The 19,862-nt window shown below is 38.1% G+C and carries 21 protein-coding genes; 1 reads left to right on the plus strand and 20 read right to left on the minus strand.

Annotation, left to right across the window (positions count from 1 at the left end; all coding sequences use genetic code 11):
- Positions 1-77 precede the first annotated feature (77 nt).
- Positions 78-815, minus strand: coding sequence for a twin-arginine translocase subunit TatC (tatC, locus tag M5A78_RS13600; protein WP_248735818.1), 738 nt, complete (start codon positions 813-815; stop codon positions 78-80).
- Between the two features lie 205 nt (positions 816-1,020).
- A complete protein-coding gene (locus M5A78_RS13605; protein ID WP_248735819.1) occupies positions 1,021-1,215 on the minus strand; it encodes a twin-arginine translocase TatA/TatE family subunit in 195 nt (64 codons plus the stop codon).
- Between the two features lie 326 nt (positions 1,216-1,541).
- On the opposite strand from M5A78_RS13605, the gene M5A78_RS13610 reads away from it, so the two are divergent.
- Positions 1,542-1,781: a hypothetical protein gene (locus M5A78_RS13610; RefSeq protein WP_248735820.1), complete on the plus strand. Its 240-nt coding sequence runs from the start codon at positions 1,542-1,544 to the stop codon at positions 1,779-1,781.
- Between the two features lie 90 nt (positions 1,782-1,871).
- Here the strand turns inward: M5A78_RS13610 and M5A78_RS13615 are convergent, their stop codons facing one another.
- The 18 genes from M5A78_RS13615 to M5A78_RS13700 form a co-directional block, all read right to left on the minus strand.
- Positions 1,872-2,360: a dihydrofolate reductase gene (locus tag M5A78_RS13615; protein ID WP_248735821.1), complete on the minus strand. Its 489-nt coding sequence runs from the start codon at positions 2,358-2,360 to the stop codon at positions 1,872-1,874.
- Positions 2,357-3,151, minus strand: a complete 795-nt coding sequence (locus tag M5A78_RS13620; protein ID WP_248735822.1) for a thymidylate synthase — start codon at positions 3,149-3,151, stop codon at positions 2,357-2,359. The genes M5A78_RS13615 and M5A78_RS13620 overlap by 4 nt, the downstream gene beginning before the upstream one ends.
- A 128-nt stretch (positions 3,152-3,279) precedes the next feature.
- Positions 3,280-3,858, minus strand: coding sequence for a TerD family protein (locus M5A78_RS13625; RefSeq protein ID WP_248735823.1), 579 nt, complete (start codon positions 3,856-3,858; stop codon positions 3,280-3,282).
- Between the two features lie 37 nt (positions 3,859-3,895).
- Entirely contained in the window at positions 3,896-4,507 is a 612-nt protein-coding gene (locus tag M5A78_RS13630) for a TerD family protein (RefSeq protein ID WP_248735824.1), read from the minus strand.
- 48 nt (positions 4,508-4,555) lie between these two features.
- Positions 4,556-5,659, minus strand: coding sequence for a toxic anion resistance protein (locus M5A78_RS13635; RefSeq protein ID WP_248735825.1), 1,104 nt, complete (start codon positions 5,657-5,659; stop codon positions 4,556-4,558).
- Positions 5,660-5,662: 3 nt separating this feature from the next.
- Positions 5,663-7,306 carry a YceG family protein gene (locus tag M5A78_RS13640; RefSeq protein ID WP_248735826.1) on the minus strand — a complete coding sequence of 548 codons (1,644 nt, stop codon included), beginning with the start codon at positions 7,304-7,306 and terminating at the stop codon, positions 5,663-5,665.
- Between the two features lie 459 nt (positions 7,307-7,765).
- On the minus strand, positions 7,766-8,566 hold the full coding sequence (locus M5A78_RS13645) for an HAD family hydrolase (RefSeq protein WP_248735827.1): 801 nt from the start codon (positions 8,564-8,566) through the stop codon (positions 7,766-7,768).
- On the minus strand, positions 8,563-9,684 hold the full coding sequence (locus tag M5A78_RS13650; protein ID WP_248735828.1) for a cysteine protease StiP family protein: 1,122 nt from the start codon (positions 9,682-9,684) through the stop codon (positions 8,563-8,565). The genes M5A78_RS13645 and M5A78_RS13650 overlap by 4 nt, the downstream gene beginning before the upstream one ends.
- Positions 9,665-11,041, minus strand: coding sequence for a phosphoribosyltransferase family protein (locus tag M5A78_RS13655; RefSeq protein WP_248735829.1), 1,377 nt, complete (start codon positions 11,039-11,041; stop codon positions 9,665-9,667). Before M5A78_RS13655 ends, M5A78_RS13650 begins: the two co-directional genes overlap by 20 nt.
- Positions 10,992-12,179, minus strand: coding sequence for an HpcH/HpaI aldolase/citrate lyase family protein (locus M5A78_RS13660; RefSeq protein ID WP_248735830.1), 1,188 nt, complete (start codon positions 12,177-12,179; stop codon positions 10,992-10,994). The genes M5A78_RS13655 and M5A78_RS13660 overlap by 50 nt, the downstream gene beginning before the upstream one ends.
- A gap of 76 nt (positions 12,180-12,255) precedes the next feature.
- Positions 12,256-13,032, minus strand: a complete 777-nt coding sequence (locus M5A78_RS13665) for a TerC family protein (protein ID WP_248735831.1) — start codon at positions 13,030-13,032, stop codon at positions 12,256-12,258.
- 80 nt (positions 13,033-13,112) lie between these two features.
- Positions 13,113-13,694: a TerD family protein gene (locus M5A78_RS13670; protein ID WP_248735832.1), complete on the minus strand. Its 582-nt coding sequence runs from the start codon at positions 13,692-13,694 to the stop codon at positions 13,113-13,115.
- A gap of 105 nt (positions 13,695-13,799) precedes the next feature.
- The gene (locus tag M5A78_RS13675; RefSeq protein ID WP_248735833.1) at positions 13,800-14,393 is read right to left on the minus strand and encodes a YpjP family protein; all 594 of its coding nucleotides are present in this window, start codon (positions 14,391-14,393) and stop codon (positions 13,800-13,802) included.
- A gap of 239 nt (positions 14,394-14,632) precedes the next feature.
- Positions 14,633-15,067, minus strand: a complete 435-nt coding sequence (locus tag M5A78_RS13680) for a BrxA/BrxB family bacilliredoxin (RefSeq protein ID WP_248735834.1) — start codon at positions 15,065-15,067, stop codon at positions 14,633-14,635.
- A 58-nt stretch (positions 15,068-15,125) separates the two neighbouring features.
- The gene (locus M5A78_RS13685) at positions 15,126-16,259 is read right to left on the minus strand and encodes a conserved virulence factor C family protein (RefSeq protein ID WP_248735835.1); all 1,134 of its coding nucleotides are present in this window, start codon (positions 16,257-16,259) and stop codon (positions 15,126-15,128) included.
- Between the two features lie 108 nt (positions 16,260-16,367).
- Positions 16,368-18,257, minus strand: a complete 1,890-nt coding sequence (locus M5A78_RS13690; RefSeq protein ID WP_248735836.1) for an ABC-F family ATP-binding cassette domain-containing protein — start codon at positions 18,255-18,257, stop codon at positions 16,368-16,370.
- Positions 18,254-18,904: an HD domain-containing protein gene (locus tag M5A78_RS13695; RefSeq protein WP_406603699.1), complete on the minus strand. Its 651-nt coding sequence runs from the start codon at positions 18,902-18,904 to the stop codon at positions 18,254-18,256. Before M5A78_RS13695 ends, M5A78_RS13690 begins: the two co-directional genes overlap by 4 nt.
- Before the next feature lie 95 nt (positions 18,905-18,999).
- Positions 19,000-19,848 carry a DegV family protein gene (locus M5A78_RS13700; protein ID WP_248735837.1) on the minus strand — a complete coding sequence of 283 codons (849 nt, stop codon included), beginning with the start codon at positions 19,846-19,848 and terminating at the stop codon, positions 19,000-19,002.
- Positions 19,849-19,862 lie beyond the last annotated feature (14 nt).

Genomic DNA, 19,862 nt, shown 5'->3' on the forward strand with positions numbered 1-19,862 from the left:
TAAATAACTGATGATATTTTTCTAAAATAATGAAAAACAAAAAAGACCCAAAGAGATTCACACCTCTTTAGGTCTTTTTATACTTCTATTATTTCTTCCTCTTCTTGCTGAAGATTTCTCATTCGTTTTCGGTAAACAAATTTTGATAAATTAATACTGATTTCATAAAGAAGCAGGAGTGGTAAGGTTACAACAAAATCGGACATAAAATCTGGTGGTGTAATAACAACTGCGATAATAATAAGAACAAAATATGCATATTTTCGAACTTTCCCTAAAACAAACGGATTAATTATACCTAGTGAGGTTAAAAACATCACTACTACCGGAAGTTCGAACAATACTCCGAATGGAAGGGTCATATTCATAATAAAGCTAAAGTATCTTTCAGCAGTAAAGTTTGTAACGAACATATCTTGACCCATGTTCACCAAAAACTTTAGAACCATCGGGAAGATAACAAAATACCCAAAAGAAAGGCCCATTAAAAATAAGAAAAATAATGCAGGTACATATGAGAGGGTTATTTTTCTTTCTTTCGGTCTTAGTGCCGGCTTTACGAACAACCAAATTTGTAACGCTAAAACAGGAATCGTCCCCACTACGGCAATAACGGTTGCAATCATGAAATAAATCCACATTATGTCACTTGGACCAAGGACCATCAGTTTTGTATCGCCAACAAACCAGCGATAAATATCATCTACATAAATAAAACCGACGATAAAAAAGACAACAAATGATAGTGCAGAAATGATAATCCGTTTGCGCAATTCCTCTAAATGATCAACTAAATTTAATTCTTTATCTGCCATGTACTTCCCCTGCCAATTTCATAGGTTGAAAATAAACACGCTGATTAGGAATCCTTGGAATCACCGTGCTCGAACACCCGTAAAAATACTCTCTATCAAACGAAGCGTACCTCACGAAAAACAAATTCACTAAATTAACACCTTTTAACACGTCTTATAGTAATAAACGTTAAAAGAAAAGGTGCAAGACGCAATATCTTACACCCTATTTAGTCAAAGTTTTCTTTTCTTCATCAATGTCTTTCATTACATCATCTGTAAGCTCACGTGTTGACTTCTTAAATTCCTTTAATGTTTGTCCAAAGGCACGTCCAATTTCCGGAAGTTTTTTTGGTCCAAAAATGATAAGTGCAAGCGTTAAAATTAAAATTAATCCCGGAACTCCGATATTTGAAAACATGGATTAACATCCCCTTCAAAGATTGTATATTTCTACTATGATTATAGTATCGAAAATTAATTTTGAGTTAATAATTCGAAATAATTCATAGTAAATTCACAATATCCATAAAAATAAGCGTCTATGTGATATTTAGCATTTCCTTTTTTATCCCTATTTAAATCTCTATAGACAATTTAACAATAACCATAACTTAAGTCAATGCTTGGTATTTATGGTGGAATTTTTAAAATATTTTGACAAATGGTTATTTTTTGCATATAATTTGAACAATAGTAACATATACTAATGAAAATTATAAACCAAATGGATTGGATGTGATGAGGATGGAATTTTCACTTTGCAGTTTTGATGGAGCCCTCCCTGTAGAGGTAACAATTGATGATGACAATGGAAGATACACCATTCGTAAAAGCGACCGAAGTGGGGAATATTTTAATAGCCCAATTGAATTAATTGCTTGGGTTAAAACACATTTCCGTGAAGAAGAATTTTGCCATCCCCATGAATTCAGAGGTATGCTTGCAAAATTAACAGACTATGAATTAAATGGATCGCCATTCTAATCTTACTTTAGGAAAGAGCACCAGCATATTGCTGATGCTCTTTTTTATTTTGCCATGCTGACCACGCCAGTTTCCTTTACAAGGCAGAAATTAGGATTTACGTTTATATTTCCTAAATTCATAATCGTAAGGGTTTTTTTCATTCTTAATCCCTTTTTCACTGGATACGAGTTCCCACTTAGTTTGAAAAAATTCTGGGAAGAAAGTGTCACCTTCAAACTCTTTATGAATAAGAGTGATGTAAAGACATTCTGCAAAGGGAAATGTTTCCTTAAAAATTTCCGCTCCGCCAATCACAAAAATTTCATCATTTTGATTACGGCAGTACTTTACAAACTCCTCTACTGAGTAAAAAATGGTACATTCCTCACTTTGATAATCTTGCTGGCGGGTAATGACGATATTCTCCCTGCCCGGAAGCACACGGCCAATCGACTCATGCGTTTTTCTCCCCATTGCAATCGGATGCCCAAGTGTTATTTTTTTGAAAAACTTTAAATCTTCAGGCAGATGCCAGGGCAATTGATTATCCTTTCCGATCACATTATTTTCGTCCATAGCGACAATAAAGGAAATCATACACTGACCATCCCCTTAATATGCGGATGTGGATCATATCCTTCTAATGTAAAATCTTCAAATTTAAAAGAGTAAATATCCTTTACATTCGGATTCATTTTAAGGATTGGCAGTGGCCTTGGTTCTCTATCCATCTGCTGTTTTATTTGCTCTAGATGGTTTTGATAGATATGAACATCTCCAAATGTATGAATGAATTCACCTGGCTTTAAATCGCATACCTTTGCAATCATTAATGTTAATAAGGCATAGGACGCGATGTTAAACGGTACTCCTAAGAATACATCTGCTGAACGTTGGTATAGCTGACAGGACAATTTCCCATTTGCCACATTAAATTGGAACAAACAATGACACGGCGGCAGCGCCATATCATCAATTTCAGCTACATTCCAGGCATTGACAATCAGTCTTCTTGAATTTGGGTTCGTTTTAATTTGATCAATTAATTCGCTAATTTGATCCACGGTTTTTCCATCTGCACCTGTCCATGAACGCCATTGGTACCCGTAGACCGGACCAAGCTCTCCATTTTCATCAGCCCATTCATTCCATATACGGACCCCATTCTCCTGTAAATAGCGAACGTTGGTATCTCCTTTTAAAAACCAAAGCAATTCATAAATAATTGATCTTAAATGAAGCTTTTTTGTAGTAAGAAGTGGAAATCCTTCTTCCAAATTAAATCTCATTTGATAACCAAAGGTGCTGATCGTTCCTGTACCTGTTCGATCGCCCTTCACGGTACCAGTTTTTAACACATGCTCACATAATTGTAAATATTGCTTCACATCGGACACTCCCTTAACTGCCATTCATATTTTTTCATTTTAACATATATGATCGGTTAAAAAACGATTTCAAGAATTTCAAGCACAAGAAAAAGCTACCGATTCGGGCAGCTTTTTCTAATAATAGTTTAAACTTCCAATCCGAAATTTCGGCAAAGTGCTGCTAAACCTCCAGCAAAGCCACTGCCTACAGCGTTAAACTTCCAATCGCCATTATGACGGTATAGCTCACAAATAACGACAGCCGTTTCTACTGAGAAGTCTTCACCAAGATCAAACCTTAATACTTCACGGCCCGAATCTGCATCGACTACCCGGACGAATGCATTAGAAACTTGACCAAAATTTTGATTCCTTGCTTCTGCATCATGGATAGTTACCGTAATCGCAATCCGGTGAACATAGGTGGGAACCTTGCTAAAATTTATTTTTATTTGTTCATCGTCGCCTTCACCTTCACCAGTACGGTTATCCCCTGTATGTTCGACGGAACCTGAAGAGTGAACTAAGTTATTGTAAAAGATAAAGTCAGAATCCTCGATGACTCTGCTGTTTGCATCTGTTAAAAAAGCTGAAGCATCTAAGTCAAAGTCATGGCCGCCGTGATAATGGTTTGTATCCCAGCCAAGCCCGATAATGACTTTTGTTAATCCAGGATTTGTTTTTGTTAAATCAATTCTTTGTCCTTTTGCTAAGTTTATGCCCAAATAAATCACCTCGTTACAAAAACTTTATGAATTTTCCTTAACTATATGTGCGAACAATTTCACTTAGGCTTCCAGCTGTCGTGCCAGTACCTACTGCAGCGAATTTCCATTCATTGCCATGACGATAAAGTTCTCCGGCAACCAGACAGGTTAACCCACTATAATTATCTGATAAATTATAATGGATAAGCTCTTGATTATTACCAGGGTTAACAACTCTAATAAACGCATTTTGAATCATCCCGAAATGCTGTTTCCTTTTTACACAATCATAGATATTTACAACGAAAACAAGCTTTTGAATTTTTGAAGGAACTTTGCTTAAGTCGACAATGATTTGCTCGTCATCGCCGTCGCCATCACCTGTCAAATTATCTCCTGCGTGCTGCACGCTCCCGTCATTACTTGTAAGATTTGCAAAATAAATAACATCTTTATTGTTTTGAAGCCTGTCATTGGCACCAAGCATTATAACAGAGGCATCACAATCAACGTTTGGCGCACTGCCTCCGCCAAACATTGAGCCAAATAAACCGCCTCCACCGCTAGTTTGAACTGGATCCCAACCTAAACCCACCAAAACTTTTGAAAGACCCGGATTACTTTTCGTTAAATCTACTCGTTGACCTTTTTGCAAATTAATAGCCATTCCATTCACCCCAACTAAGAAATTATTAGATTATCAACAACATAGTAACTATGATTGTTTCAAGTTTTTAAAGTTGTCTTGAAGCTGTTCTAACCGTTTAGTACCTTCAATCCGCATTCGTTTATTTTCTTCTTCAATCGCTCGAGTTTCCTGCATCCCTTTAATGATAATATTCCAAGATTCTTCAATCGTCTCGATTTTTATACTTGGTGCGCCGGCAAGCCGTGCAATATCAGTACTTTGCTGCGAAATGTTCTGCGCATTTTTAAGGAGCATTTCATTCGTCCTGCGGTCAAGCTCACTCATTGAATCAGCGACAAGCTTCTGTCTTTTAGCTGCCACGGCCTGAATTAAGCCATTTTTAAAAATAGGTATAGTAGTAACAAAGGCGGAATTAATTTTTCCTATCAGCTTTGTATTCCCTCTTTGTAACAGGCGGATTTGTGGTGCCGTCTGTAACGAAACCATTTTGGCCATTTCTAAATCATAAATTCTTTGTTCTAAAAGCTCAATGGCATTCTTAAGAGTATCCAATTGCATCGACGCCAATTGATCTCCTGAGGCAGCACGTGCTTCAAGCTGCGGAAGTTGAGTATTTTTGAGATCTTCGACCTTTATTTCACCAGCGACAATGTATTTTTCAAGTGTCAAATAGTATTGGTAGTTTTGTTCATACATTTGCTCAAGCATAGTAGTCGAATCGACCATTTCATGCTGATATTTAGAAATTTCGACATACACCTTGTCAATTTCCTGCCCCATTGTTTGGTATTTTCCAAACAGCTTTTCAATCATTTTTTCACCCTTATTGAAAAGCTTTCCGAAAAATCCCCCTGATGTCTTCTGGAAATCTTTCGCATCAAATTTATCCATAATACGACCAAGATGTTTAAGAAGCTCTCCCGAATCTTCTACTTTGGTTGTCCGCATATTGCTTAAAATCTGATCAGAAAAACGAGATATTTGCACAGCAGGTTCTTTCCCAAACTCTAAAACTTGAATCTGGTCACGCTCATCGATCGTACGGGCCAAATTTTGAATCTCTGGTTCTTTTCGAAGAGCAAGCTTGATGTCGGAGGCTTTTGTTTCTGTAAGTTTGTCATCCGCGGCCGCTGAAGTTAAACCGGATGACGGATTTGGTGATTGATTCACTAGTTAATCTCCCCTTAAATTTTTTAAGATACCTTGAAAAAGACCTTTTTTGAAAAGTGAAGGTTCTTTAAATTCTAATTCGAATACAACATCATCAAGCCAGTGTTTATCATATAATCGGTCATCGAGATAATTTTCGATATCATTATGTCCTGGTGGATTGTACAGGACGATATCAATACCGAACTGATTTAGGAGCAGTAGCAACGCCGCATCCGATCTCGATAGCATTCCAGTTAATTCATTATTATAGATAACTAATTTAGGGACCTGCTGTGAATAATCAAATCTTTCCAGCAGTTGAATAATATTTTTTTGCATAAACATCGCCTGTGTAAATAGGTACATTTTCACATCTTCTAAGCTCTCCATTGGCATGGGCTTTAAACCCGGTTTTTCACATATTTTCCGAACAGCATTGGCAATGCCTTTTTGCAGACCGGATGATAAAAACGAATAGGGCCAGTAATGTGATTGCATCATATTTTCAGGGACAAGTAAACCATCCCCGCCCAATGCATTTCGATAATGAAAGCGAAAATCACTTGTACTTGCAGTGGTGAAGGGTAGCTTTCGAATCAGCAAACTATGATCTAGTTGACTAATCGACTGAAGACGGTCCCAGTATTCTTTTCGATTTTTACTTACTCCCTGTATTTTGGCGAAAATAGAAGGAATTTTAACTTGACCATTCCCAACCTCGAAATCAGGGCGTATCATTGCTATTTCTTTACATAGAATAAATAGCTCATCATACGTGGTTTTTAACGTAATGGATGAAGGCGAGTAATCCCTTAATTGCCATGGTTTGTAAAGACCGGATCCCTCTTGGTTTAAAATAGTCTCAATCTCTTTTGAAGCCCTATATGCAATGGTTGTTTTCCTGCTGCGTTTTTCCAGGGGAAACGGCTCTGTTGGCAACTTATTTTGAAAATGATGGGTGAATACTTGCTCGTCCATCATCCCTGCTAAAATATCCTTACCGTCCGGATGAAAAATAACGATATCACAGCCAAGCTTTAGTAAATAATATAAGAAATATTGATGACTTTTCTTAAAGTCACCATACCACAAAAATTTTGGCATCGTCTTTTGTGGGTCCGCATCCTCTAAAAGCGGCTGCAAATGGTTGATAGACCATTTCACAAGATCAACAAGAACCCGCCTCAATTCTTGGTTTTTCAATCCATCCGTTTCCAGTTCCGTGTACAAATTTAAAGTTGTAATCATCGCTTCACGTAGTTTTCGATGAATCACAGGCATACTCGACTTTAATAAAAGCTGTTCCCCGTCAAGAAAGGCGGTAAAGCGGTTAATGGACAGCTTCTGTTCTTGATTAATATTTAACACCTTTTGAATAGATTGAAAGTGAGCATTATTTATCGCTTTATCAAGTGACTCCTCACTTAGCAGGTGGAGATTCCATTCTGCAGTATTATTTACATAATCAAAAAGCTGATTATAATAATCATCAGTGTCAATCGGTATTCCAAAAAACTTTCCTAATACTTGCCCAATCTGAATTGTTCCATTTTCTAATGAATAATTTGGCCGTTCCGGCAACTGTTTTTTCAACATACCAGGCCAATTTTCATAGGAGAGGGATCCTACAGGACGGACGTTCAATTGATTTAATGGTGGATACATTCATAATCCCTTCCCTCTGAAAGCGAAAGCTTATTTTCAAGACGTTTAGTAAATTATGTAAGGTTTCCTTATTATCATATCACAGTTAATAAAAGTGTTCATTTTTTTCTACGAAAGTCTTCTAAAAATGTTTCGTTTTTTAGGCTACTTTCTAATTTTCACCTTTTTCCTTGTCCTTACATACTATTTGAGTACCAATCAAAAGAAGGTGACTCGAATGAGATTTTTATATAGGCGACCTAAGTTGGATTTGATAAATGAAGAATTAAATACCGTTATGGAAGTAATGGTTTCTGATGTGTTTGTTTATCTTGATTTATTTGTGTTCAGTTTTATCTTTACACTATTGCTCTCCCCGGTATTACCTTCTATAGCCATGTCGATTCTATTTTTTTTAGCTTGTTATGGATTATTGTCCTGCCTTTACTTCTTGATTTTCAACCTGATACTAAAAAAATATTAGGTTTTAAGAGGAAGTAGTTTTAGAAACTGTTGGAGAATTTCATCGCCTGCAGAAACACCATATTTTTTCGTTAAGGTGAACTTAGTGGTAGTTAACTCACCAGCAAGCTCGCCATGTCTTGGGACAAAACGGTATTGGCAGTTTTGTAGAAAGTCCCAGTCAAGGATCGAGTCACCCGCTCCCGCTATTGCCTTCATTCCCTCACGCTTACAAATATATTCTAGGGCTGAACCTTTATTAATAGCCTTTGGGATAAAGTACAGCTTTCGCCCTTGCAAGGAAATTCTCCAACCATATTTCCCCACCAGTTCATTAATTACTTTCTTGTCTGAAGCTGAAGGCAGATTATTTAATATATAGTAAAAAAATTGTTTCCCTGCATGCCTCATTTGTCCATCAAAATGAAAGCCTGCCCCATGTAAAATAGACCGTAATTCAGCTTGGGAAATAGACTCTGATTGCAGGCGAGTATTAATATGCTCTGACCATTCCTCCAATGGAATTCCTCGACAAAGAATATTGGCACCATTTGAGGTAATCGCATATTTAATAGAAATTTCCTCTGGAAAAATAACAAACCGATTATATTGCTCAGTTGTTCTCGTTGTAACTGGCACAAATAAATGTTGCTGAGATAGTTCTTTTAAGGCTTGAAAGGATGATGTTGTCATATAGGCAACCCAGTAACCATCTTTCTTTTCAACAGGAGTAAGGTCCAATTCTTTGGGTTCACCTAGCTCATTGATTGCCCGTTTGGAATACATCAAAGTTCGGTCAAGATCAGCTGCAAAAATCATTCATGCCTCTCCTTCACCGATTTGATTAAACCGCAGCACAAGTATTTTAAATTGGGATATAGCACTACTTCAACCCCTTTTTCTTCGGCTAGCATAATGATGTGTTTAACAAAGGGACTTGCAGGATCGCGCATTAAAATCCTCCAAGGAACCCTGCGGAGGAGAACTCTAGTCGTCTCTCCCACCCCAGGTTTAATATAATGAGTGCTCTCAATCGCGAATTCAGACTGGATTCTCTTTACATCCTCCATCCCTAAAAATCCTGTTTCAATTTTCTCAGAGTATTTTTTCGACGCGAGTTCTGCAGCCTTCTCCGAAATAAGGGCAAACTCCTTACAAATCAATTCAATAAATTCATTAGACACATCATCGGCAAGCAATTCATGGTAAAATTTAGCCCCGTGAAAATCACCCTTTCCAATGTATTTGCCATTTAAAACTGTCCGGCTCACTAGACCAGATACAGTTGAGTTTAAACAAGCACTCGGGATTAAAAAGTCTTCTCTTGTTCCAAAAAGAGACGTGCAGTAGCCTGGATCTGCAATCACAGCAAGTGTATCATCAAGTACTATCCCAAAGTTTTGTTGATAGTCCTGACAAGCCTTTGTTAATTCAATCGAAATCGCTCCTTTTCCTGTCCAGCCATCAACAAATTGAATGTTTCCATTAGGATGCTTGCTTAAAATATATTGAATTGCATTTGAGTCAATCCCTCTGTCACGGATGATGGAAATACTGTAGTGCGGAAGCGAAACTCCATAGCACATATTTAAATATCTTTTTATCAAAATCCCTACCGGTGTTCCCGCCCGTGCAAGGGAAACGAGAACGGCATTTTTCCCTTTCAATTGATAAATTTCTTCCGCAACAATCCCTACACACAAGGCCACTTTTTGTTTATATTCGTGTAAAGTTTTCCAGAATAACTCCACATACTTCTTTGGAGGCTGATACTCAATTGGCAAGGATTCACTATAATGTACACCTGATTGGATCTTTACTTCCCGATTAGCAGTTGAATCTTCGAGCTGAATATTACTTAAATCCTTTAATAGAAACAAGACATCATCGTTATGATAAGTTCCGATATTGGCTGGTTTATTGGTTGTTTTTTGCATTTGAATCACCTCGCCCTTTAGAGAAAAAGACAACCTTCATTGACTTGAATCCAAATTTACCCAATTTGTTAAGTAGGGGCTGTAGATTCTCAAATTCTACTTCTCTTTCAAAAAAGATAAACAATTCATCGTAATATCCTGGAACGATATTATAAACAAAGTGAGAAATATCCAAGTCTTCTGGATTTGGAAATTTGGCCCCAAACCTTGCCCCATATCCATCATTATTTTCGATATAGATTGGGCTTCTTGTTGTCGATTGATAGAAAACACCGCTTCCCATATTTGCAGCCAATTTCATAGGAATATACATGAATTCCCCGGTTCCTAAACAAAGCGTTTTTTCACCTGTTCTTTTTTGTGTTAAAAACGAAGCTGCTTTTCCAACCTTTTCACGAAAAAGGATATTTCCATGGCTTCTTAAGCCGAATCTTCCAGTTTCCTCAATAAACATGGCATTGTTCAAATGGTTTTTAGATATATGAGGGGTTGCGGTAAAAAATGTACCGAGCTGCAGAATTTCTACAATGGAATCCGGACTACCATTCTCATCATTTTTTTCGGAGCGGTCCTCTATTTCCTTCAACTGCTTCACGTTTACAGCTCCAGATAATAAACTTACAACATTGATTTTTATCCCGAGTTCTTGCTCTAGCTGTAAAAACCTTTTTTTATGGATGTCTGAGCGCCAATCTAAAATGGACACTACCGTATATTCATTTCTAGGAAACTTGGCGTGAATGGACTCGATTATATTTAAGGCCGTTTTTCCCGTTGTTATTTCATCATCAACCAGAATGATTTCCTGTTCGTTATCAATCATCTCTAATGGGATATAACAGCGATGTGATGTCGCATGGGAATGCTCTTCTTCAAAAGTAATATTCGGACTATTGTTTAGGAGTTCCTCTCTGGTAGTATGAAAATACACAGCGGATTGGAAGCAATCAAAGAAAGCATGCCCGAGTGCTGTAGCGGTTTCAGCAAAACCAATGACTACTGGATGAATATTTTTGGGAATAAATGGAACACCGGAGTAAGTGGCGTTTTTTGTAAATAATGATAACAGCCTATCCTTTTCCACACCTTCCAAACCCTTTACTGATTCTCCAAACCTAGCAGCTAAAAGAGCCGCAGTTAGAAGTCCCTTATTGGGATCAATAGGTAAATGTTTACCTAGTACCTTACTTACAAACAAAAACGATCGTTTCTTATTGATTCGGGCGGCCATTGTGAATAGCTCTTCTATGGGTATATCATATGGATTTTCTACTATTTCTATCTCCGTTTCAATGGAGTCAAGGATATTAAACGTATACTTCTTTTTTGATAAGGTCAATGTTTGTGAATTCTTCATGTAACACCCCGTAAAGCTGTGATTTTAAGATGATTTTCTTGGCCCAAAAATAATGAGGCTTTACTTCATTCATTTTATTGGCAAAATTACTTTTCATAACTCCGATATCCCCAGTAGCTGCTTTAACTATATTGCTGGCATCAATATATTCCTCGTAGGAAACAACATTCAGTGACTGAACTATTTTAATATGTGAAGGATGGATGATCGTTTTTCCAGTCAAACCATTTGCAATATCCATAAGGATTTCACGAATCAATCCATCCATGTTCTCATCAATCAGTTTGGCTCTCCATTTCAGTCCTTCATCACCGTACCGTTCGCGAAACGGCGTTTGCCGAAGCTGTGGTTTTAACATCCTCTCTTTAGCTGAAAAATATTCCCAGACTGGACCAGATACCACATACCCACTATTGAACCTTTGAAAGACATTAATAATATCGGAAATACAATCTCTTAATACCTCAATTTCATAAACTGTTGTATCCGCACTCCGGCGAATTCCATATAAACCACAAAAGTCTGTCGCGCCAATCCGAACATTCAGAATATTATCTTTGTAGCAATCGAGTAGATGCTTGATCGCTAATAATTCATCCATTCTCGTTTCTTTTTGAATAACTTTGGCTGTCTCTAAGATAGGCATCGCGTAAAAAGGATGCTGATCAGAGTGAATTTTTCGTATCTCTGTTAAAAATTCTTCACCATTTCCAACGGTAAACTTGGGTAGGACAACCCCAGTTAGGAGCCTAAGCGCATCACCTAATTGATCTGTTATACGTTTAAATTGCTCAAGGTCCCGAATTCGGATAAATATTAGTGGCAAATCTACATAACCTAAAAACCCTTTATTCAATTCTCCATCTAATTTCAGCATTTCCTCGATAAGCATTGTTTCAGCACGAAACACTTCGTTATCGCCAACGGCATCTTCAAGGTCAATGACTAGGGATGTTAAACCTTCATGCTTTCTTGAAAGAATTTCCTGATGTATATTTGAGCGGGTAGCAGGCATATAAAGGGTCGCACCCAAACCATAGGACAAAAGCTCACTGTTTGAGTATTTATTAAAAGGCTGCGGCTTTTGAAAGAAAAATCGCTCGATTTCGTCTTCATAAAAATATGTAAAAAAATTCATATTTTATTTCTCCTTAATTTAAGGTAAAAAAGAAAGGAGACGGACTTTCGTCAGCTCCCTTTTTTATGCAAAGTTTCTACAAACTATTTTCTTTTTCTTCGCCCTTTTTCTTATTCATAAAATGAACGATAAATGTTGCACCGAATGTAACTAGTAAAATAATAAAGAAGGTTAGATGTCCCATTTCAATATTGACTGCCGCAAGTAGCATTTTCACGGCAATAATAAGAATTAATATATAAGCGGAAGTCTCAAGTTCTGGCACACGATCAATTAAGGTTAAGAATAAACCGGCAACTCCTCGCATCATTAACACACCTAGCATACCACCAATTAATAAAACCCAAACTTGTTCACTCACGCCAAAGGCTGCAAGAACGCTATCAACGGAAAATGCAATATCCATTAATTCAACAGCTACAACTGTTCCCCAGAAGGTTCCAAATAAGCGAATCAGCATTCCGCTCTGATTCATGCCTTCTGCTTCATCACTGTCACCTTCAGCACTTTTTCGTTTGTCTATGAAGTACTTTATCGATAACCAGGCAAGGTACCCTGCACCTAATATCTTCACCCACCAAAGTTTGATAAGAAAAACACCAATTCCAATCGCAATGAATCGGAACGTGTAAGCTCCTATTAATCCATAAAAAAGTGCCTTTTTCCGCTTTTTAGGGGGTAAATGTTTAACCATTACAGCTAACACAAGCGCGTTATCTGCAGATAACAGCCCTTCAAGAATAACTAAAGTACCAATAAGTCCCCAAGATACAGGGTCTGTTAAAACCTCACCCCACATTTCCCAGTTAAAAAATTGGGCGTAGGTGTCAAGGATATGATTCAAAACTGACATTAAAGTAATTCCTCCTAGAATGTGTACACAATTTTTGTAATAAGACCCCGCCGATCGCCGGATCTCTCAATTTCTAATAATTAACCAATTTGTAAGCCAAAATCCATTGCCAACGCTGCTAGTCCACCTTGATAGCCGCTACCAATAGCACTGAATTTCCACTCGCCATTGTGACGATACAATTCTCCAACCACAATCGCGGTTTCAATAGAGAAGTCTTCACCTAAATCAAAGCGAATGAGCTCTTCTTCGCTTGTTTCATTAAAAATACGGGCATATGCATTTGAAACTTGCCCGAAGTTCTGATTTCTGCTTTCTGCATCGTGGATTGTGATGGTAAAAGCAATGCGCTGAACATTTGCTGGTATGGTTGTTAAATTGATTTTTACTTGTTCATCATCTCCGTCACCAGCACCAGTACGATTATCTCCATTATGTACAACGGACCCGTTAGCCCCCTGCGGATTATTGTAGAAAACAAAATCTGTGTCATTTGAAACTTTTCCGTTTTCTCCTAAAAGGAAAACAGATGAATCTAGATCAAAATCATGTCCCCCATCATATTTATTAGTATCCCAGCCAAGGCCAACCACAACATTTGATAAACCTGGGTTAGATTTCGTTAAATCAACTTTTTGACCTTTTGATAAACTTACTGCCATTTCTTCATTCCTCCATTTTAGGTAATAGTCTATTTACGATTTTCTTTTAAAAAGGTTTCAATTATTATAATAAATTTTCTTCCTGCCCTTTTGCAAATTCAATCACTAGCTCATCCATTTCGGTGGAGTGTTTTTGGCCCAATAAATGGATCCCAGCTCATGATGACTTTGGAATTCATCATGGTAGGTGTGATAGTGAAAATTAAACCAATAGCCGGCCTGAGGTGGATTATCTCGTCTAACATGGAATAGAAGGATATCATTCCCAGTTAAGCGATTTTTAATATTAAAAATTTTTTCCGAGTGACCTGCGCTAGGCTGTTCAGTAATTGTCAGATTTTTTAAATCGTCTTCAGGAAATTGAGCAGATGTTTCATCAAGGGCTTTTTCGATATTTGGTAGAATAATCTCTCGAAATTCATTTTCTATAACCGGCTTAATTTTGCTACCAAACTTTTGATAGGATTGAATTTCTGCCTGTTTGATTAATTCTTCAATAAATTTTTCTCTATTAAAATCCGTTTCTTCGAAAAATGCAGTCGTTGAAGTTAAACTACTTTCTTGCGCGGGTGCTTCAAATGCATCGCGGTCGCCCAGATTTTCTGCGTTTACTGAATTCATTAACTGTGTTGGCGTAACAAGACCAAAGGTTAAGACGGAAACTATTACAAAAAACGATTTACGGAGCCATTTATTCATTGCTAATTCCCCTTTAATCTATTGAACTTTAATTACGTTGAATTTGGGTATCTTAGAAAATATTATACTTCTTTTTTCGGAAAAATGGAAAAAACAGTTTGAAATTTTTCCAAACAATTAATGAGAGGTTATAAAAAAAACCTGAAAGCAGTAGCTTCAGTTTTTCGGCGATTATCTTGAAACCACTTTCTCGAACGTATTGAAAAAGAAAAGGGCGGCACGAGACCCCCCTAGTAGTTTTAGCAATGTGATTCCAATGCCCCGATAAGATTTTGCATAACTGTTTCCAATGGCATTCCTTCAATATCATGACGTGGAATAAAATGAACGACCTTATTATCCTTTAATAGTGCCATTGATGGTGAGGATGGCTCAATACCTGCAAAATACTCACGCATTTTAGCGGTTGCTTCTTTATCCTGTCCGGCAAATACCGTCACAAGATGATCCGGTTTTTTCTCACTATTTAAAACTGCCTGAGTTGCGGCAGGACGGGCTAATCCAGCGGCACAACCGCATACAGAATTAATCACGACCAATGCTGTCCCATAAGTTTTTCCCATAAACTCCTCAACATCCTCAGAAGTTGTTAGTTCCTCAAAGCCCGCTATAGTTAGCTCTTCACGCATTGGTAATACCATTTGTTTCATATATTCTTCATATGCATTTGACAATCTCAATCACTCCATTTCTTCCTTTTTATGATACAATACCAATTGTTATTTTACAAAATTACTGGTCTGTTTTTCTTGCCTCAGTCATTTGCTTCCAGACAGATCCTTTGGCTTCTTCTCCGCCTTCAATTCTTCCAATCGCCATTTTTATTTGCATGCTTACTTCAAATTCAGAGTCATTTTCTGCCGCCCTTAAAGCTGGGAGGGTATGTTCATCGCCTACCTCGTATAAGAACATAGCTGCCCGCCAACGTACCAATTTGCTTGGATCATTTAGGGCATTGACCATTGCATCAGCAGCTTCAGAAAAGCCTAAATCTGATATACAATCACCTGCGGTTCTACGAACAGTTACGGTCTTATCCTTTAAGGCTTTATATAAGAGCGGCAGTACAGCCTGATTCTTGATCATCCCGAGGTATACAGTCGCAAGTCTGCGAATAGAAGGCTTCTCATCCGCTAATGCTTTTTCAAGGACAGGCAAATCCTCTAGTTCAGGACCAACCATTTGCTCAAGGAGCTGAAAGCGAATCTGCCAATCAGGCACTTGCAAATCGGCAATGGTTACTTTTTTTCGCATTATCTTAGATTTTTGTTCGGATTTGGCTTCGCTTGTTTGAGCTTTTGTGATAAGTGCTTCGAGACGATTTTTGGGATAGGCTGCGATTAACTCCTCGACAACTTCTTGTCCAATTTGATCAAAATCCCCATACCGGACACCTTGGTTCTGCCATTTCCGCAATAAGATATAATTGTCTTCAGGCAGCTGTGCTCGCTCTCTTGCCTTTAAGAAGGATTCCGGCATACCAAACCTCCGCTCAGCCGAATTATCTGTTAGCTTCACTTGCAGTGGAATGTCCTTAAACATTTGGATTTCCACCTTTATTTCACCAAAATGGTCATTCGCTTTATTTATCCCAGTAGCTTCATGGGCTTTTTCACCGAAGGCTTGCCGAACTTTAGGTAATAATTCCTTCCAGTCATATTTAGCATTCCGTTCAACCGCAAGAAAATCTGCTACATGGTACACACCTTTAATCCCATCAATTTGTAAAATGGATTGAATGATGGGTGGTGCATCAATCGCAGTTTCTTTTTTGTAATTATGGCTTTTCCCCATTGGTAATTCTTGATCTAAACTTATTTTCATTGTATTTGGACTTGGCGTTGGTTCAATCGCCTGAATTTTCAACACAATCACCTAATTCTATTGTTTTCTCTTTCAAGTTTAACACATTGGCTACCGTTCATTCATAGGAGATGCTTAACGCAAAAAAAATGCGTCCGATAGACGCACTCTTTACTCATTTTCAGCTAGTTCACCCAGATAGGACCATCGTTCAATTAAATGTTCGAGCATTTCATTCAATTCTGCTTCTTGTTTCATCAAATCCTGTGCTTTTGTGAAATCGCTACCGGTGTTTCCTATTTCAAGAGCAATTTCTTCAAGCCGTGCTTCTGTATTTTCAATGTGCTCGTCAATTTCGCTCCATTCTTTTTTCTCCTTAAAGGTCATTTTTTTCTTCTTTTCTTTTTCTGGCGCTTTAGAAGGCTGACTAGAAACAGTTACTAGTTTTTGCGTTTCAACTGACATTTCTTTTTCAAGAAATTCCGAATAATTTCCATAGAAGGAATCAATGGCACCGCCACCAAGTAAAACAAGGAGTTGTTCCGCCACTTTATCGAGAAAATAGCGATCATGTGAAACCGTAATAACGACCCCGGGGAATTCATCAAGATAATCCTCAAGAACGGTCAAAGTTTGTGTATCCAAATCATTAGTCGGCTCGTCTAGCAGGAGGACGTTTGGTGCCGTCATCAAAAGTTTCAATAAGTAGAGCCGGCGCTTCTCCCCGCCTGAGAGCTTGCGAATTGGAGTACCATGAGAAAAAGATGGAAAGAGGAAGCGTTCAAGCATTTGTGCTGCCGAAATCGTTTTCCCATCAGATGTCTCGACAATCTCAGCGGTTTCTTTAATGTACTCAATCATCCGCTTGTTTTCGTCCATATCTTCGCTTTCCTGCGTATAATAAGCGATTTTCACCGTTTGTCCCATGATGTATTCACCAATATCAAGAGGGATTCTTTTTGCAAAAATATTTAATAAGGTTGATTTCCCTGTTCCATTACGGCCAATAATTCCAATCCGATCCCCTGGTTTAACAAGTAAATCAAAGTGATCTAAGATCTTTTTGTCTGCGTAATGTTTCGAAGCATCCTTCAGCTCAAAAACCTGCTTGCCAAGTCTGCTCCCATTTAAGGAAATATCCAGTTTTTCACTAGACAGCTTTCCACTTGAAAGCTTGTCCCCCAGCTCATCAAAGCGCTGAATCCGGGCCTTTTGCTTTGTCGTTCTTGCTTTGGCACCACGTCTCATCCATTCAAGCTCTCGTCTAAAAAGATTTTTTCTTTTTTCAAAGGTGGCTGCCTCATTTTCTTCACGGATGGCTTTGGATTCTATAAAGGCCGCATAATTTCCTTTATAGCTATATAGATTACCGCCATCTAATTCAAACATTCTGTTAGCAACCCGGTCCAAGAAATAGCGGTCATGGGTGACTAGTAAAATCGATCCATTATACCTGCTTAGGTAATCTTCGAGCCACTTAACTGAATCAAAGTCAAGATGGTTGGTTGGTTCGTCTAGGATCAGTAAATCAGGCTCGGCAATTAATACCTGTGCAAGTGCGACCCGCTTTTTTTGTCCGCCAGAAAGCTCACCGATTTTCTTAGTAAAATCTTCAATTCCTAATTTCATTAAAATGGACTGGGCATTGGTGCTCACATCCCAGCCATTAAGTGCATCCATTTGCTTTTGTAATTGAAAAAGCTCTTCCTGAACCTTCGGCGCATTTGGATTAACATTAAGCTGCAAAAGTGTTTTTTCATATTCTCGCATCAATTTTAAAATGGGCGCTTCGCCGTGGAAAACTTGTTCAAGAATCGTTTTCTCTGTATCCAGCTCAGGCTGCTGATCCAAAAAGGCAATCGAATAGTCTTTGCCCGTGATAATTTTACCGTCATCAGGAACATCCAATCCAGCTATGATTTTTAATAATGTGGATTTGCCGGTCCCATTGATTCCGATTAAGCCAACTCGTTCTTTTTCACTAATCGTAAAGGAAATATCATTAAAAAGTTGTTTCTCCCCGTACGTTTTCGAAACATTTTCCACCGTGAGCATTTTCATGAGTGATTTTCATCCCATTCTTGGTAAAATTGTTCTAAAAATAGCCCCATCATTTGTTGACGGCTTTCGGCCATTTCTTTAGCTGATTTTGTATTCAGTAAATCCTTCAATTTAAGGAGTTTTTCATAGAAGTGATGAATGGTAGTTGATTTTCCCTTTCGATATTCTTCCAAACTCATTTCTTCTCTTACATTGATATTTGGGTCGTAGATGGGTTGTCCCTTTTTCCCGCCATAGGCAAATGCCCTCGCAATCCCAATTGCTCCAATTGCATCCAAACGGTCAGCATCTTGGACTATTTTCGCCTCGACCGTTTCGAGCACAGTCTTTCTTCCACCTTTATATGAAATGGAATCAATGATTTGAATGATATGGTTTTTAGCCTCATTAGGTAATGAAATGCAGTGCAAAAAAGAGTCAAGTTTCGCTTTCCCAATTTCGATTGTTTCGTTAAGTTTTTCGTCAGGTATATCATGGAGAAGCGCTGCCATTTCAATGATAAACGGATCTCCCTGTCTTTCCTCCCTGCAAATATGTAATGCATTTCGACGGACGCGGTCGACATGGAACCAGTCATGTCCAGTTGCATCTTCTCCCAATTCGTTGTGAACAAAAATTTCGGTTTGTTTTATGATTTGCTTTTTCACGATTACAACACCTGCCTTTATCCTAGCTATTTTAACATGAACCAGCCATAAAAAATAACCCCGAAGGTTCGAGGTTATCATCTCAATGGCTTAAGTTAGTTTAAACCATTATGCCAGCTGATTCCAAGAGTATTTTCACCAGCATGAACACCAATTACTGCTCCTAATGGACAGCAAATTACCTTTAGTAGTGGAAATTGTTCTTTCAATTCAGCTTCCCAAACTTTAGCATGGTCTAGGTGTAAACCGTACAGGATATATACTTCTTTAAACTGATGCTTTTCATAGGATAACCTAAAGTAATCAAAGATTTTTTCTTTTGCCTTTTTCTCACTCCTTACTTTTTCTTTTACCGTTAGTGCTCCGTCTTCAAAAGTAATAATTGGTTTGACGTTTAACAAACTTCCCAAGAAAAATTGGACACCTGACATCCTGCCGCCGCGATGAAGCTGTTCAAGGCTGCCAATTAGAACATAAGTCTCATTTGTGCCCTTTATTTTTTCCATTTGCTCAATCACGGAATCTAGACTGTGGCCAGCTTCCAGCAATTCCATCCCTTTTTTTAGTAAGGCAGTCATGGGATAGGTTAGGATATTGGAATCGAACGTAGTAACCGGTATCTCGACGAGCTTCGCGGCTTGCTCGCTAGAGGAAACAGTGCCGCTTAATTTCCCTGACAAAAGAACGGCAACAATTCGGTCGTAATCGTTTGCGAGTTGTTCATATAATGTTTGAAATGCTCCAACAGACGGTTGTGAGGTAGTTGGCGGATTTTTTTGTTGCTTTAATTTTTCAAATAATTGTGCAGGAGTTAAGTCAATCCCATCAGAAAATTCTTCCCCATCAAGCAAAATCGTTAATGGTATGGTGTATAAATCTGGATGATTTCTTAATTCATCATCTAAATAGGATGTGCTATCGGTTACCCATGCCGTTTTGACCAAGTCCATCTCCCCTT

This window comes from Neobacillus rhizosphaerae, assembly GCF_937468385.1.
In the GTDB taxonomy this organism is placed as follows: domain Bacteria; phylum Bacillota; class Bacilli; order Bacillales; family Cytobacillaceae; genus Neobacillus; species Neobacillus rhizosphaerae.

Excerpts from the sequence above, each read along its gene's own strand:
- M5A78_RS13660 (WP_248735830.1), bottom strand. The coding sequence starts at position 12,179 with ATGAATTTTTTTACATATTTTTATGAAGACGAAATCGAGCGATTTTTC.
- M5A78_RS13675 (WP_248735833.1), bottom strand. The coding sequence starts at position 14,393 with ATGAATAAATGGCTCCGTAAATCGTTTTTTGTAATAGTTTCCGTCTTA.
- M5A78_RS13605 (WP_248735819.1), bottom strand. The coding sequence starts at position 1,215 with ATGTTTTCAAATATCGGAGTTCCGGGATTAATTTTAATTTTAACGCTT.
- M5A78_RS13615 (WP_248735821.1), bottom strand. The coding sequence starts at position 2,360 with ATGATTTCCTTTATTGTCGCTATGGACGAAAATAATGTGATCGGAAAG.
- M5A78_RS13690 (WP_248735836.1), bottom strand. The coding sequence starts at position 18,257 with ATGAAAATGCTCACGGTGGAAAATGTTTCGAAAACGTACGGGGAGAAA.
- M5A78_RS13610 (WP_248735820.1), top strand. The coding sequence starts at position 1,542 with ATGGAATTTTCACTTTGCAGTTTTGATGGAGCCCTCCCTGTAGAGGTA.
- M5A78_RS13650 (WP_248735828.1), bottom strand. The coding sequence starts at position 9,684 with ATGCAAAAAACAACCAATAAACCAGCCAATATCGGAACTTATCATAAC.
- M5A78_RS13670 (WP_248735832.1), bottom strand. The coding sequence starts at position 13,694 with ATGGCAGTAAGTTTATCAAAAGGTCAAAAAGTTGATTTAACGAAATCT.
- M5A78_RS13640 (WP_248735826.1), bottom strand. The coding sequence starts at position 7,306 with ATGTATCCACCATTAAATCAATTGAACGTCCGTCCTGTAGGATCCCTC.
- tatC (WP_248735818.1), bottom strand. The coding sequence starts at position 815 with ATGGCAGATAAAGAATTAAATTTAGTTGATCATTTAGAGGAATTGCGC.
- M5A78_RS13645 (WP_248735827.1), bottom strand. The coding sequence starts at position 8,566 with ATGATTTTTGCAGCTGATCTTGACCGAACTTTGATGTATTCCAAACGG.
- M5A78_RS13665 (WP_248735831.1), bottom strand. The coding sequence starts at position 13,032 with ATGTCAGTTTTGAATCATATCCTTGACACCTACGCCCAATTTTTTAAC.
- M5A78_RS13630 (WP_248735824.1), bottom strand. The coding sequence starts at position 4,507 with ATGGCTATTAATTTGCAAAAAGGTCAACGAGTAGATTTAACGAAAAGT.
- M5A78_RS13655 (WP_248735829.1), bottom strand. The coding sequence starts at position 11,041 with ATGAAGAATTCACAAACATTGACCTTATCAAAAAAGAAGTATACGTTT.